We start from the raw sequence: 14,482 nt of genomic DNA, 5'->3' as shown, positions 1-14,482 counted from the left end.
ATCGCGCAGATCGGTCAAGGATTACAAGCCGTTGATCGGCACTTTCAACATTGGCCGCCCCGAAGCATCGGTCGGAATCTCGCCCGCGCGCATGTTCACCTGCAACGAAGGGATGATCAGCCGCGGCATCCCCAGCGTCGCATCCCGGGCCTGGCGCATGGCGATAAAGGCCTCACGCGTCGCGCCGGTCAGGTGGATGTTTTGCGCGCGCTGTTCGGCCACCGTCGTCTCCCAGGCGATGGCGCGGCCGTTCGGGCCATAGTCATGGCACATGAAAAGCCGCGTCTGGTCGGGCAGGGCAAGGATTTTCTGCATGGAATCATAGAGTTGACCCGCATCACCCCCGGGGAAATCCGCCCGCGCCGAGCCGCCGTCGGGCATGAACAGCGTGTCGCCCACAAAGGCCGCGTCGCCGATCACATGGGTCATGCAGGCGGGCGTATGGCCCGGCGTGTGCATCACCCGCGCCTCCAGCCCGCCAATCTGATAGCGGTCGCCCTCGACAAAAAGCCGGTCAAACTGGCTTCCGTCGCGCTGAAACTCGGTTCCCTCGTTGAAAATCTTGCCGAAAACGTCCTGAACCACGGTGATTTGCGCGCCAATGCCGATCTGACCGCCAAGCCGCTGTTGGATATAGGGCGCGGCCGAGAGGTGGTCGGCGTGGACATGCGTTTCGATCAGCCACTCCAACCGCCAGCCGTGGTCACGAATGAAGCCGATCAGTGCGTCGGCATGGGCCGAGGTGATGCGACCGGCGGCATAGTCAAGGTCCATGACCGAGTCGATGATCGCGCAGGCCGGACCATCGGGGTCGCGGACGATATGGCTGATCGTATTGGTGGCGGGGTCGAAGAAAGAATGAACCTCGGGCTGGGGCATGGTTTTCTCCTGTCACAGCAAGATATAGACCCGAAATGGGTGAATACAATCCTTACGGTGACTGGCGTTCCATGAGTCGTATAATCAGTATTATGTAATTAAAAGATCCTTGCGCAGCAGATAGATGTCCATGATCCAGCCATGATCCGCCCGCGCCCTGGCCCTTGTTTCAATGATCTGGGCGCCGACTTCGGCCAAAGGACCCGCGATCAGAAGTTCTTCCTTCATGCCGACATAGGCACCCCACCAAATGGAAATGCCTTTAGGATCAAGGTGCTGAAAGCTGCACTTGCCATCCAACATGATGACGGCGGTATCAGCGCCCGCTGGCCAGGCTTCGCGCAGCTGGCGGCCCGTCGTGATGACAACCGCGCGGCCGATTTCGTTCAGCGTGATGCCATGGGCCGCCGTCAGAACCTGGATCGAGGTCAGGCCCGGCACCACCCGCGTCTCGGCGCCAAGGCGTGCGGCGATGCGCAAGGTGCTGTCGTAAAGCGAGGGATCGCCCCAGACCAGAAGAGCGACCTCTTGCGCCGCGGGATGGCGCGCTATGGTTTCCGCCCAAACCGCGGCCAATGCGTCGTGCCAGGCGTTGACGCCCTCGGCGTAATCGCCGCTGTCGTCGCGGACCGGATAGTCGAACTCGGCCAAGGTGACATCCCGCGTCAGGACCTGCGCCAGGATTTGCCGCCGCAGATCCGCGAGGTCGGCCTTGCTGTCCCCCTTGCGCGGGATCAGGATCAGGTCGGCATTGTTCAGCGCTTTGGCGGCCTGAAAGGTCACATGGTCGGGATTTCCCGTGCCAATCCCTATGAGGTTCAGCCTGTAAGTCATTGTCATTCCATCAAAGGTCCCAAAAGGATCAGCGCGGGCCCGTCATGTGCCAAAGCCAGCGCCGCGCCAAGATCGGCCACGGTCGACCGCGTGATCCGCTGCTCTGGGGTCGAGACGCTTTCGGCCAGCATTGCGGGCGTGTCGGGCGGCAAACCGGCCGCAATCAGCTGTGAAGAAAGTGCCGCAAAGGTCCGTTTTCCCATGAAAATCACGGTTGTGACCAAGGGGTCGGCCAGTGCTGCAAGGTTCAGATCCTGCGGCATGCCCCCGGTGATGTCGGCACCGGTCACAAACTGCACCCGGCGGGCGGTCAAACGCCGGCTGAGCGGAATACCCGCCGCCGCCGCCGCCGCAAAAGGAGAGCTGACGCCGGGCACGATCTCATAGGAAATCCCCGCGGCACGGCAGGCCTCGATCTCTTCTTCCAGCCGGCCAAACATGCCGCCGTCACCGGACTTCAGGCGCACAACCCTTTGACCGGACTTGGCATATTCGACCAGCAGGCGGCTGACCTGATCTTGTTTCGGACTGACGCGCCCTGCCCGTTTTCCAACCCCGACAAGGTCGGCATCCGGCCGCGCCAGGGCCAGGATCGGACCAGAGGACAGGTCGTCGAACAAGATCGCATCGGCCTGACCGATGAGCCGCGCGGCCTTGACGGTCAGAAGCTCGGGGTCGCCCGGACCAGAGGAAACGAAGGAGACAAACATTCAGGCCTCGGCGATCATGTGGAAATAAGTGCCGGTCACGTGACCGCGACGGCTGCCGGTTTCGGGCACCAAATTGCCGTCGGCATCGACGACTTTCCCAAGCGGTTCATCGGGTTGCGCGACGATGTTCGAGTAATGGAACTCATGTCCCCGGCACCGCTTTGCGAGGCCCGGAGGAGGATTGGCGATCTCGGCCAAGCGGTAGCCCAGGTGCATTTTCCGCTTTTCGAACGAGGTCACAAGACCCAGCAGACCCGCCATCGGATGTCGGACGCCCTGCCCGTCAATCAAGGCCTCGCCCAGGACCATATAGCCGCCACATTCGCCATGGATCGGCCCGTCGAAGGCGCGCAGGCCCGTCATGAAGCGGTCCGCCTGCGCCAAACGCCCGCCGTGAAGTTCGGGATAGCCGCCCGGCAGCCAGCAGATATCGGCCTTTGGCGGCGCCTGATCGGCCAGTGGAGAGAAGGTCAGAACCTCCGCGCCGGCGCGGCGCCATCCCTCCAGAAGATGCGGATAAATAAAGGAAAAAGCCTCGTCGCGGGCAAGCGCAATGCGCTGACCCGGGGGCGCCAGGTGAAGCGCGCCCTGCCCCGCAACCTCGGCCGCAGCCGTAAGGATCGCGTCCAGATTGACATGTTGGGAGATCAGATCGGCCGCAGCCTCCAGCACGGCGTCCAACTGTGGCAGCTCTTCGGCCTGGACCAGACCCAGGTGGCGTTCGGGAACCTCGGCGCCCTTTTGCCGCGGCAAAGCGCCCAGAACCCGCAACCCCGCAGCCTCGATCCCGGCGCGCGCCAACCGCTCATGTCGCGGGCTGGCAACCTTGTTCAGGATCACGCCGGCCAGCCGCAGACCCGGCCGAAAGGCCTGACACCCCAACGCGACAGCGCCGCAAGTCTGGGCCTGACCCGAGACGTCGATGACCAAAACCACAGGCCAATTCAATGCCATAGCCAGATCAGCCGAGGCCCCGCGCCCCCAGGCGCCTGGGCGCGCCACCCCGTCATGCAAGCCCATCGAACCTTCGGCCACGACCACATCCGCCCCTACGGCCTCGGTCAAAAGCGCGCGGATCGTGGCCTCCCCCATGGCCCAAGTGTCGAGGTTAAAGCTCGCCCGTCCCGTGGCCGCGCGGTGAAAGGCGGGGTCGATATAGTCGGGTCCGGATTTAAAGCATTGAACCGCCAATCCTCTACGCCGCAAGGCGCGAGAAATTCCCAGCGTTACCAGAGTCTTGCCCGACCCCGATGACGGCGCCGAGATCAGAAAGCCTTTCATGTCGCCTCCGGGAAACGCGGCTCGGTCCCGCGCGGACGATAGCGCCGGTCGTAGTCATCGGCGTAAAGGCGGCTTTCGTCGAACCCCTCTTGCCCCAGGGCACGCCCCACCAGGATCAGGGCCGTCCGGTCAACCTCGGGCCCCACAAGTCCTTGAATCGTCGACAAAGTTCCGCGGATCACCTTCTGATCCGGCCAGGTCGCGCGCCAGACCACCGCGACCGGACAATCGCCCAGGATCGGCGTCAGATCCGCGACGACCTGCGGCAAGGCATGGATCGACAGATGGATCGCCAAAGTCGCGCCGGTTTTGGCAAAGGCCACCAGGCTTTCGCCCTCGGGCATGGCACTCGCTCGCCCCGGCGTCCGCGTCAGAACCACCGACTGCGCCAGTCCCGGAAGCGTCAATTCCGCCGCCAGGGCCGCCGCCGAAGCCGCAAAACTCGGCACGCCCGGCGTCACGTCATAGGGAATTCCCAAGGCGCGCAGCCGCCGCAGCTGCTCTCCCATGGCCGACCAGATCGAGAGGTCGCCAGAATGAAGTCGTGCAACATCAAGACCTTGCGCGTGAGCCTCTGCCATTTCCGTCGTGATCGCGTCCAACGACAAAGGCGCAGTGTTGACGATCCGCGCACCCGGCGGGCAATGCGCCAACAGCGCTTCGGGCACCAGCGACCCCGCGTAAAGACAGACCGAACAGGCGGCAATCAGATCGCGCCCGCGCAGCGTGATCAGGTCCGCCGCCCCAGGCCCCGCGCCGATGAAATGGATCATGGAACCTCCGCTATCGCCGCGACAGCCATGCCATCGGGGGTTTTTTGCTTCGCCTGCACCAGTCGCGCTCCGGGACCGGCCGCAGCCAGTGCCGCCGATTCCGCCACCGATCCCGTGCCATAAATCAACCGCGCGAGGGCCGAGCCTCCGCGTTCCGACGTCTGGATCGCCTCTTGCGACATTGCATGAAAAGGAAGCTGCAAGGCATTGATCAGGCTTTGCAATCCCGGTTCATGGGCCTTTGCTGCAATCGTTGCAATGGCGTCAAATGGGCCGACAAGATCCAGCGCCGCCCTCAGGCTTTCCATGCTGACCCCTTTGCGAAACCCCAAGCCCGCCACCCTCATTTCGTGACGCTCCATTGCACGACGGGTCGCGCGGCCTCCCAGCCGTGGCGCGAGCCGAGGGCGCCTGCCTCGGCGATGTCGATCCGGATCAAGGTGCCGCCGCGCAGGCCGTGGGCTGCGTAAAGCAGCGCCTCGGTCTCCAGTGTCACCCCATTCATCACCAGCCGCGCCCCCTCTGGCAGGCGCGGCCAAAGCGCATCCAGAAGCGCGAGACTTGCCCCACCGCCGACGAAAACCACGTTGGGAGGTGGCAAATCATCCAGCTTTTCCAATGCCTTGCCCCGATGTAGATGCCAACGATGCGAAAGCCCGAAGCTTTCGGCATTCAGTGCCGCGCGGGTGCCACGGGCCTCGTCGGCCTCGACCGCATGGGCCGTCGTGCCCTGTGCTGCCAACAGAAACTCGATTGAAACCGAGCCCGAACCGCAGCCAAGATCCCACAGGACCTCGCCATGCCGCGGCGCCAAAGCCGAGAGCGTCAGCGCGCGGAACGGCCGCTTGGTGATCTGCCCGTCATGGGCGAAAAGGTCGTCAGGCAGACCCGAAGCCTGTGACATCCCCTGACCCACAGCGTCGATGGCTGCCGCTACGGGAGCCGAAAATGTATAAGTATGAGCCTCTTGTGCGGTGATCTTTACAAGCCGCTCACGCGGGCCACCTAGCCTTTCAGCGACATGCAGGATCGACAGCCCGAAGCCTTGTTCGGCCAGATAGGTCCCAAGTTCCGCCACCGCCTGGCCATCGCGAAGCAGAACCAAAAGTCGTTGACCTTGGCCCAGGAGAGGGCGAAGCCGTGTCAGGGGCACCGCATGCAACCCAAGGCAAAGGCAATTCTCCATCTTCCATCCAAGACGGTTCGCAAGTCGTTGAAATGACGAGGGAACCGGGTGACTGATCCATTCATCCGGCTGCAGGGCCTCCATCAGGCTGCCCCCCGCGCCGTGCCAAAACGGATCGCCAGAGGCCAGGACCGCGACGTGTTTGCCGCGCGCCGCCAGGATCGGTTGGATGGAAAACGGCACTGGATAGGGTTCACCCGCGACGCCCAGAAGCTCCAGGTGGCGCGGCGCACCAAAGACCAAATCGGCCCGCGCCAGCGCATCCCGGCTTGCGCCCGACAGCCCCTCCGGTCCATCTTCGCCAACACCGATGATTGTCACCCAAGGGTCAGACACGATGCGCATCCTTCTTCTTGGCGGCACGACCGAGGCGAGCTTGATGGCAAAAACCTTGGCAGAACAGGGTATTGCGGGGGTTTTCTCCTATGCCGGCCGCACTGAGGCGCCGATCACCCAACCCCTGCCGCAGCGTGTTGGCGGCTTTGGTGGCGTGACGGGATTGGTCGACTACCTGCGCGCCGAGGCCATCACCCATGTCATCGACGCGACCCATCCTTTCGCGGCGCAGATGTCGACCCATGCTGTCGCGGCCTGTGCTTTGGCGCATGTGCCGTTGATCGCACTGGAACGCCAGCCCTGGGCGCCGCAAATGGGCGACGATTGGATTCAGGTCGCAGACATGCAGGAAGCGGTTGCCGTCCTGCCCGAAGATCCCGCCCGTGTCTTTTTGGCGATCGGTCGGCTGCAACTTGAAGTCTTTGCAGTAAAGCCCCAGCATCATTACCTTTTGCGCCTGGTCGATCCGCCGCAAAATCTGCCTTTTCCGGCCGAGGTCGTGATCTCGCGCGGTCCTTTCGCCTATACGGAGGATCTGGCGCTGTTGCAGGCGCATGGCATCCAGATCGTCGTCTCGAAGAATGCGGGCGGTGTTGGGGCGCGGGCGAAACTGGAGGCGGCGCGCAGACTTGGTCTGCGGGTAATTTTGATCAACCGCCCTCAGGTGCCGCCGCGTCTGACCGTGGAAACCGTGGCCGAGGTCATGAGTTTTCTTCATGCGAACCTCGGCGAATAGACCCAGTCGCCAACCCGCCGTGTCGCAGAGTTGCCAAGAATGACCAGCGTGCGCATGTCCGCCATTTCTGGGCGAGCGTCTTTCAATGGCAGGGTCAACAAGGTCTGATCCGGGCGCGAGACATTCCGCGCAAACGATATAAGTCTTTCACCACATTGGCTTGCCATAAGAACTTCAAGCGCCCGAGTGAAGCCTTCCGGCCGCGAGGCAGAGCGCGGATTGTAAAAGGCCATGGCAAAATCTGCCTCTGCCGCCAGACGGAGGCGCATTTCGATCAGGGCCCAGGGTTTCAGATTGTCGCTGAGGTTGATGCAACAAAAGTCATGCCCTAAGGGTGCGCCCAATGCGGCCGAGGCTGCCAGCATGGCCGTAATTCCGGGATGAACCGCAATCTCGACCTGCTGGGCTTCGGGCCAGCCTTCCAGGGCCTCGAAGACAGCCGAGGCCATGGCAAAGACCCCCGGATCACCTGAAGAAACGACCGCAACTCTTTGACCTTGCAGAGCCATTTGCAAGGCTTGTCGCGCACGGTCAAGCTCTACCCGATTGTCGGACGGATGAAGCCGAAGTCCCGGCCCCGCAACCCGTTCGACATAGGGAATATAGCCTACGGCGTCGGTCGCCTGGGCCAGAACGGCGCGCACATCGGGTGTAATCAAGGCCTCGTCGCCCGGACCGATGCCGATGATGTCAAGGCGGCCGGTCATTCCGGGATCTCCGGGCGACGTCCATGGCCATGGACCAGAACGATGGCGAAGTAGGGACATTCGCCCTCGACTTCGGCCAGACGGCGGATGCGCTGGTTCGGCATCGTGCCTGCCTCGACCAGATAGGCGGCGTCCAACTTGCCAACGGCTGCAAGGGCGGATCGGATTTTCGGCAAATTGCGCCCGGTTTTCATCACGACCAGCGCATCGGCCTCGGCCATCCGCGCCTGCATCACCTCTTGCGGCAGAGTGCCCATCAGCACCGAAAGCACGTCGTCGCCCCAAGTGATCGGCTGTCCTGTGGCCGTCCAGCAACCGGTCATCCCCGTAATCCCTGGGATCACTTCCAGCTCAACTTTGCCTGCCAAGCGACTGTAAAGATGCATGAAAGAGCCATAAAAGAAGGGGTCGCCCTCGCATAGGACAACCATATCCGCGCTCTTGAGATGCGCTTCGATCCTTGCGGCCCAATCGTCATAGAACAGCGCGAGGGCTTGATTATACTCGGGTGTGTCAAAGCGCAGTTCGGTCGTGACCGGGTATTCCATCGCGTGTTCGCGCACATCGGCGCGCAAAAGACCCTCAACGATCCGCCGGGCCTGCCCCGCGCGACCGGCCTTGCGGAAATAGGCGACATCCCGCGCGGCGGTGATGGCGCGGTGGCTGCGCAGCGACATCAAGTCGGGATCACCAGGCCCAAGGCCAGCACAGATCAACTTGCCCATGTCACTCCTTCCGGGAGGCGAGCGCATTGACCGCCGCCACCGTGATCGCCGATCCGCCCAGCCGCCCGCGCACCACGACAGAAGGCACCGGCGGTGCCGCCATCAAGGCTTCCTTGCTTTCGGCCGCGCCGATAAAGCCCACAGGACAGCCTATGATGGCCGCAGGCCGAGGGCAAGCTTCGTCCTCCAACATGTTGAGAAGATGAAACAAAGCGGTTGGGGCATTGCCGATCGCAACGACAGCGCCGGCCAGATGCGGCCGCCAGAGTTCCAGCGCCGCAGCACTTCGCGTGTTGCCGATCTCGGCCGCCATTGCCGGGACGCGCGGGTCTTGCAATGTGCAAATGACCTCGTTTCTGGCCGGCAAGCGCGCCCGCGTGATGCCCTCGGAGACCATTTTCGCATCGCAAAGGATCGGTGCACCCGCCTCTAGCGCCGCCCGCGCCGCAATCGCCATTCCTGGCGAAAAGTTGACATAGGGTGCCAGCTCGACCATTCCCGCGGCATGGATCATGCGGACAACCACGACTTCTTCTTCTGGCGTAAAGCGCGAGAGATCGGCCTCGCGCCGAATGGTGGCAAAGCTCTGCACATAGATCGTTGCGCCGTCTTTTTCGTATATATGTGCCATTACATAGCCTTGGCGAGTGTTTCTAAGGTGATTTCCGAGGGTTTCAAAACAACGCCCTCAGCCCCTGCCTTGGCATTCTGTGCAAGCGCAAAGCCTTGGCGTGTCGCGGAAAGAACGACGTCGGCGGTCGCTGGATGAGCGCATCCCTTGCCACATCCTGACACATGCAGGACGCCTGTAACGAGGGGCGCAAGGCGACGGGCCAGCGCGCGTGTCTCTTGCAGCGCTTGCGGACAACCCGGAGCGCCGGTGCAGGCATAGACCTTCAGCCGCGGGTCCGGACCGATGATCGCGCCCGGCAGATCGGGCATGGTGGCGCCGGGCAGGAACAGCATCCGCCAGGGCGTCATGCGCACTTCGGCAATCTGCTTGGCCAAGTTTGATAGAGCTTCCGCGCGCAAGATGCCGAACTCAAAGGCAATTAGCGCACCGTCGTCCCTTTGCCCCGGGACGATTTCTGCGGCTTCTGGCATGGGAAGCTGCGACGTGTCAAAGGGCAAAGCGGCCCGCTTCAGATGCGCGGCCATGCGTCCTCGCCCCTCGGAAACGCCTCCGCTTTCGACGAACCAACGCGCCATCCGCATCGCCTCGGGAACCGCCGTATCGCGCGTCACCCGGGCGCCGCCGCTACAGCCATCGGCGCGCAAGATCATTCCCTCTGCGCCCAATTCCAGCCGGATATCGGCAGAGGTCGTTCCAAGCACGCGCTGTGACCCCAGATCAAGGGCGAAGCCGAATTTTCCAGGCAGGTCAGGGCCTTGGGCGATGGCGTTGTAAAGCTCCATCGCCAGTTCGGCGTCTTCGGCGCTCCGCCAGGGCGAGAGGACCACGTTGCGCCTGCCCTCGATTGCGGGATCGCTGTCCAGCAGGTCCAGCGCGCGCAACGCGGTCAACAGGGGCCCATGAGAGGCCTGCGTGACGCCGCGCAGCTGCAGATTGGCGCGCGCCGTCAATTCCACCACCCCATTGCCGTGCTGCAACGCCGCTGAGGCGATCCCCAGGAGTTGTCGGGCCGTGAAACTGGCGCAACGCGGACGAATTCGGACGACAAGCCCATCGCCGGATTCCATCGGACGCAGAGCCCCGGGACACCAGCCTTGCACTTTGAATTCAGGCGCTTGCACGGTGAAGCTCCATCGCGATCGAGTTGCGTCGGGTGACATAGAGGCCCGCTTCCGCCAGCCTGCGGAAGCAATTTTCCATCGCCTGCAAGGCTGCCGGATTTTCGCGACCAAGGAAATCGCGCAGATCGTCGCGGCCCAAAGTCGCTTCGTGATAGAGGTCGAAGAGATGCGCGGGCACGACCTGCGCGAGATGGGCAAAGGCGGCCATATGGTCCAGCGTTGCCGCGATTTCCGCCGCGCCGCGAAAGCCGTGGCGCATCATGCCATCGGCCCAGGCGGGGTTCTGCGCCCGGGCCCGAACCACCCGTGCGATCTCTTCGCCCAGGCTGCGTGCCCGTGCCGTTTCCCCTGTGGTATCAAGATGATAGAGCGCGGGCTTCATGCTGCCCACGGCCTGCATGGCTGCGGCGAAACCGGCCTCGTGGCTGGCATAATCCTGCGCCAGAAGCACATCACTTTCCGCCAAGTCCTGGGAATGGACGAAACTGTCTGCGCTTTTCAGGCGAGCGATCAGGGCCTCCCGCGCCTCCCGCGCTTCGCCATCGGCCCCGATCGCCCAGGAGGAGGCGGCAATCCAGGCCTCTCCGGCTGCGGTCCGCGCTTCGGGGGAAAAGTCGTCGGCGCCGATGCCAAGTCCATAGGAACCGGGTTCAGGCGCAAAAACCCGAGGGGTCAAGGCCAGATAGGGGTTGTCCTCGGTGGCCTCGTCGCGCTGGCCAAGAGCAGCGCAACCGGTTTCAAAAAGCCCCGCAAGTCCCGGAAAGATATCCCGAAACAGACCCGAGACCCGCAGCGTCACATCAATCCGCGGCCGCCCCAGCAGGGCCAGCGGCACGATTTCGACGCCCGAGACGCGGCCCGCGCCTTCGTCCCAAACCGGCTTCAGCCCCGCCAGATGCAGCGCCATCGCGAAATCTTCGCCGGCCGTGCGCATCGTGGCGCTGCCCCAAAGGTCCACGACCAGACCGCGGGGATAGTCGCCCTGGTCTTGCAAATGACGCCGGATCAGCTCTTCGGCCAGCTTCACGCCTTGCGCATGGGCCGCGCGCGAGGGCACGGCGCGCGGATCGACGCTGAACAAATTCCGCCCCGTCGGCAGCACATCCGTCCGCCGCGCCGGAGAGCCCGCGGGCCCCGGCTGCACGAACCGACCGTCAAGCGCGGCCAAAAGCCCCTCCATCTCACCCACCGCGCCATAGACATGCAGCCCGTCGCCAAAGCGGCTTTCCTTGATGTCGCAGACGAAACGGTCGATGCGGGTGATCGCCTCGGCGGGCGTGGCATTCGGCGGCAGGCCCAGATCCTCTTCCAGACCCTGACCGCGCGCCTCTTCGCGGATCGCAGAAATCAGCCGGTCGCGCCGGGCCGGATCAATGCCATCGGCGGTTGAATATTCGTCCAGAAGCCGTTCCAAACGCAGCAGATTTTCCGGCGTCCCCGCATCGGCCAATGGCGGCGGCAGGTGGCCCAAGGTCACGGCGCCAAGCCGGCGTTTGGCCTGTGCCGCCTCGCCCGGGTCATTGACGATAAAGGGATAGATCACGGGGCAAGGCGTCAGGGCCTCGGGCCAGCACGCCTCTGACAGGGCGACCGATTTGCCCGGAAGCCACTCTAGCGTGCCATGCGCGCCCATATGGATCAGCGCGTGAATGCCCTGCGACCGCAGCCACAAGTAGAAGGCCACATAGGCCGGGCGCGGCACCCGGGTCAGGTCGTGATAGGTGCCCTCGCGGTCGGCCAGGGCGCGTTCCGGTTGCAGCGCCACCAACAGCCGCCCCATCCGCTGCGCCGCAAAGTGAAAGGCGCCGTCCTGAACCGCCGGATCGCTGTGCCAATCGGCCAAATCTGCGCGAAGTTCGGGCGCCAAGCTGTTCACAGCCTGCAGATATTCGGAAACCGGCCAGCTGATGGAGTCCAGCCTCATGGCCGCGGGCAGGACGTCAAATCCCTCTGCCGCCAGCCGCAAAGCCACCGCATCCGCCGAGGCCAGCGCGTCCAGACCCACCGCATGGGCCATCTGATGTGCGCGCCCCGGATAGGTCGACAGCACCAGCGCCAAAGACCGCTCCGCCCGGGGCGTAGACCCCAAACGCAACCAGGCGCAAACCCGGTCGACCGCAGCCCGAACCCGCCCCATATCCGCGCGATGGGCGAACCTTGAAAACTGCAAGTCCGGATCGCGCTTGCCCGGTGATTTGAAGGACACGACCCCCAGGCCCACCCGCCCATCGACCTCGGGCATCACGACATGCATCGCCAGATCGGCAGGAGACAGCCCCCGCATCGACCCCGCCCAATCCCGCCGCCGCGCCGTCGACAGCGCCACCTGAAACACCGGCGCGCCGGTATCCAGCGGGGACCCGGTCTCGCCCCGCGCCGAAAAGGCCGTCGCATTCACAACGGCGAGGGGACGCAGCCGCGCCAAAGCGCCCGCCACCCAATCGGCCGAGCCACCCTTCAACGAGGGCGCAAAGACGCCATAGGCCCGCAGACCCCGCCCCGAAAGCTCGGCAATCAGCGCATCAACCGCATCGGTATCGGCGGCGGTCAGATAGCTGCGGTAGAAGACCACCGCCACGCCATCCGGCGCGCCGTCGGCCACAACCCCAAGCCCCGGTTGATAAAACCCGCAGTCGGGCACCTTTTTCTCGCCCAGAACCGGAGGCGCATAAAGCCCCGCCGCCAAGGCCAGTTGCGCCAAGGCCGCCTGGGCCGCCACCGCGCCGCCCGCATCACAAAGCGCCTGCAACCGCCGCAGGGTGGACACCGGCAACGTCGACAAAGCGTCCAGCCGCGGGTCCTCGCGCCCATCGGCGGGCAGGACGGCCAGCGCGATCCCCCGCCGCCGCGCCAGGTCCTGCAGACTGGCCAGACCGTAGGCCCAATAGGCCTCGCCACCGATCAGCCGCACCAGGATCGCCTTGGCGGCCCCCGCGGTCTTGTCGATATAGGTGTCAACCGAAACCGGATGTTTCAGCGCCACAAGGTTGCAAAGCCGCAGCGAGGGCAAGCCACCCGCCGCCCGATGATACCCCGCAGCAAAGGCCCCCAAGTCACTGTCACTGAAGGACAAAACCACCATATCCGCAGGCGCCTGATCGGGATCGAACGGCGCCGCCGTCTCCTCCAGACCATGGCTCTCGCGGAAGGTGACGTGCATTTACGCCCCCAGCACGGCGTGAATGGCCGCGGCGTCGATATTGCCCTTTTCGCCGATCACGACCAGATGACCGGCCCGCGCGGTGCCCCAGGGCCGGTCGTATTGGTGCCGCACCCGCGCCCCCACGGCCTGGACCAACAGCCGCATCGGCTTGCCCTTGATCGCGACATAGCCCTTGACGCGCAAAGCCCCGCCCTCGGTCAGATGGCCAATCGCCTTCAGCAAGTCTTCGACCGAGTCCATCTCGGGCAAGTCCACCGACACAGAGTCGAAATCGTCATGCTCATGGCCATCCTCGCCGTCGTGATGGCTGGGACGCGCGGCCAGGTCGTCTTCGGCGGCCTTGCCCAGGCCCAGGATGACGCGAGGATCGACGACCCCATCGGTCACGGCCAGAACCGGCAAGGCGCGGCCCTTTTCCTCGGCCTCAAAGGCGATGACCTTGCGCGCGGCCTCGACCCCCGCCTCACCGGCCAGATCGGCCTTGGTCAACAGGACGATATCGGCGCAGGCCAGCTGATCTTCAAAGACCTCGCCCAGGGGCGTGTCATGTTCGCCGGCGGCAATCTGTGTCTCGGTCAGTTCGCCCGCGAAAAGCCCCGTGGCCACCGCCTCGGCATCGGCCAGGGTGATCACGCCATCGACGGTGATCAGCGACCGGATGCCCGGCCAATCAAAGGCCTTCAACAGGGGCTTCGGCAGCGCCAGCCCCGAGGTCTCGATCAGGATGTGATCGGGGCGCTTCGGGAGCCGAAGCAAAGCCTCGATCGTCGGGATGAAATCCTCGGCCACGGTGCAGCAGATGCAGCCATTCGCCAGTTCGACGATGTTTTCCTCGGGGCAATTCTCGTCGGCGCAGGATTTCAGGATGTCGCCATCGACGCCCACGGTGCCGAACTCATTGACCAGAACCGCCAGGCGCTTGCCCTGCGGATTGGCCATAAGATGCCGGATCAGCGTGGTTTTCCCCGCGCCAAGAAAGCCGGTGATCACGGTAACGGGGATTTTGGACAGGTCCATCTCAGGCCTCCACGGCGGGATCTAAAAGGGGGGGAATACGGGCAAGCGACTGCTTGCGGAAGATCACGGGACGTTCGCGCCAGGCCACCAGACCATCGGTCGTGCGCGCATAGGCCTCGGCGCCCGCAAGGATATCGGCGGCGTTTTCCGCCGTCATGCGGCCATAGACATAGGACCAGGCGCCCTTCATCGACAGCGCCACGGCAGCCCCGGTGTTGCAGGCCGACAGGCAATCGACCGCGATAACCTCGACGCCCTCGGGTGCGGGCAGCGCGCTGATGGCGTCCCACAGCTGCGCCCCCATGGGCTTTTCGCCCTCGGGGACCGGCAGCCCGGCCTTGCAGGTCATGCAGATATGCAGTCGCGCGCCCATCACACCT

The 14,482-nt window shown here is 64.2% G+C and carries 15 protein-coding genes; 1 reads left to right on the top strand and 14 read right to left on the bottom strand.

All coding sequences use genetic code 11. The annotated features are described in order from the left end of the window. Positions 1-21 precede the first annotated feature (21 nt). The 7 genes from NX862_RS12020 to cbiE all read right to left on the bottom strand — a co-directional run bounded on the left by NX862_RS12020 (position 22) and on the right by cbiE (position 5,999). Positions 22-879, bottom strand: coding sequence for an MBL fold metallo-hydrolase (locus NX862_RS12020; protein WP_264494146.1), 858 nt, complete (start codon positions 877-879; stop codon positions 22-24). Positions 880-969: 90 nt separating this feature from the next. After that, positions 970-1,713: a precorrin-6A synthase (deacetylating) gene (gene cobF, locus NX862_RS12015; protein ID WP_264494145.1), complete on the bottom strand. Its 744-nt coding sequence runs from the start codon at positions 1,711-1,713 to the stop codon at positions 970-972. Positions 1,714-1,715: 2 nt separating this feature from the next. Continuing rightward, on the bottom strand, positions 1,716-2,423 hold the full coding sequence (gene cobA / locus NX862_RS12010; RefSeq protein ID WP_264494144.1) for a uroporphyrinogen-III C-methyltransferase: 708 nt from the start codon (positions 2,421-2,423) through the stop codon (positions 1,716-1,718). Then, positions 2,424-3,704, bottom strand: a complete 1,281-nt coding sequence (locus tag NX862_RS12005; protein ID WP_264494143.1) for a cobyrinic acid a,c-diamide synthase CobB — start codon at positions 3,702-3,704, stop codon at positions 2,424-2,426. Then, entirely contained in the window at positions 3,701-4,477 is a 777-nt protein-coding gene (gene cobM / locus NX862_RS12000) for a precorrin-4 C(11)-methyltransferase (protein ID WP_264494142.1), read from the bottom strand. The genes NX862_RS12005 and cobM overlap by 4 nt, the downstream gene beginning before the upstream one ends. Next, positions 4,474-4,824, bottom strand: a complete 351-nt coding sequence (locus NX862_RS11995; protein WP_264494141.1) for a cobalamin biosynthesis protein — start codon at positions 4,822-4,824, stop codon at positions 4,474-4,476. The genes cobM and NX862_RS11995 overlap by 4 nt, the downstream gene beginning before the upstream one ends. Then, on the bottom strand, positions 4,821-5,999 hold the full coding sequence (gene cbiE, locus NX862_RS11990) for a precorrin-6y C5,15-methyltransferase (decarboxylating) subunit CbiE (RefSeq protein ID WP_264494318.1): 1,179 nt from the start codon (positions 5,997-5,999) through the stop codon (positions 4,821-4,823). Before cbiE ends, NX862_RS11995 begins: the two co-directional genes overlap by 4 nt. A 1-nt stretch (position 6,000) precedes the next feature. On the opposite strand from cbiE, the gene NX862_RS11985 reads away from it, so the two are divergent. Next, the gene (locus NX862_RS11985) at positions 6,001-6,735 is read left to right on the top strand and encodes a cobalt-precorrin-6A reductase (protein WP_264494140.1); all 735 of its coding nucleotides are present in this window, start codon (positions 6,001-6,003) and stop codon (positions 6,733-6,735) included. Here the strand turns inward: NX862_RS11985 and cobJ are convergent. The 7 genes from cobJ to NX862_RS11950 are packed head-to-tail and all read right to left on the bottom strand — an operon-like array spanning position 6,714 to position 14,475. Continuing rightward, positions 6,714-7,442 carry a precorrin-3B C(17)-methyltransferase gene (cobJ, locus tag NX862_RS11980; RefSeq protein WP_264494317.1) on the bottom strand — a complete coding sequence of 243 codons (729 nt, stop codon included), beginning with the start codon at positions 7,440-7,442 and terminating at the stop codon, positions 6,714-6,716. The genes NX862_RS11985 and cobJ overlap by 22 nt on opposite strands. Next, positions 7,439-8,167 (bottom strand): precorrin-2 C(20)-methyltransferase, encoded by a 729-nt coding sequence (locus NX862_RS11975; RefSeq protein WP_264494139.1) that lies wholly within the window; start codon positions 8,165-8,167, stop codon positions 7,439-7,441. The genes cobJ and NX862_RS11975 overlap by 4 nt, the downstream gene beginning before the upstream one ends. A 1-nt stretch (position 8,168) precedes the next feature. Further along, entirely contained in the window at positions 8,169-8,798 is a 630-nt protein-coding gene (locus NX862_RS11970) for a precorrin-8X methylmutase (RefSeq protein ID WP_264494138.1), read from the bottom strand. Continuing rightward, on the bottom strand, positions 8,798-9,961 hold the full coding sequence (gene cobG / locus NX862_RS11965) for a precorrin-3B synthase (RefSeq protein ID WP_264494137.1): 1,164 nt from the start codon (positions 9,959-9,961) through the stop codon (positions 8,798-8,800). The genes NX862_RS11970 and cobG overlap by 1 nt, the downstream gene beginning before the upstream one ends. Continuing rightward, the gene (gene cobN, locus NX862_RS11960) at positions 9,909-13,082 is read right to left on the bottom strand and encodes a cobaltochelatase subunit CobN (protein ID WP_264494136.1); all 3,174 of its coding nucleotides are present in this window, start codon (positions 13,080-13,082) and stop codon (positions 9,909-9,911) included. Before cobN ends, cobG begins: the two co-directional genes overlap by 53 nt. Beyond that, the gene (cobW, locus tag NX862_RS11955; RefSeq protein WP_264494135.1) at positions 13,083-14,102 is read right to left on the bottom strand and encodes a cobalamin biosynthesis protein CobW; all 1,020 of its coding nucleotides are present in this window, start codon (positions 14,100-14,102) and stop codon (positions 13,083-13,085) included. It abuts the gene before it with no gap. A gap of 1 nt (position 14,103) precedes the next feature. Next, complete coding sequence (locus NX862_RS11950; protein ID WP_264494134.1) at positions 14,104-14,475, bottom strand: DUF1636 family protein; 372 nt, start codon at positions 14,473-14,475, stop codon at positions 14,104-14,106. Positions 14,476-14,482 lie beyond the last annotated feature (7 nt).

This window comes from Stagnihabitans lacustris, from assembly GCF_025950525.1.
GTDB lineage: Bacteria > Pseudomonadota > Alphaproteobacteria > Rhodobacterales > Rhodobacteraceae > Stagnihabitans.
Note: the sequence above shows the minus strand (reverse complement) of the source record. Positions and strands in the feature narration are given on the sequence as shown.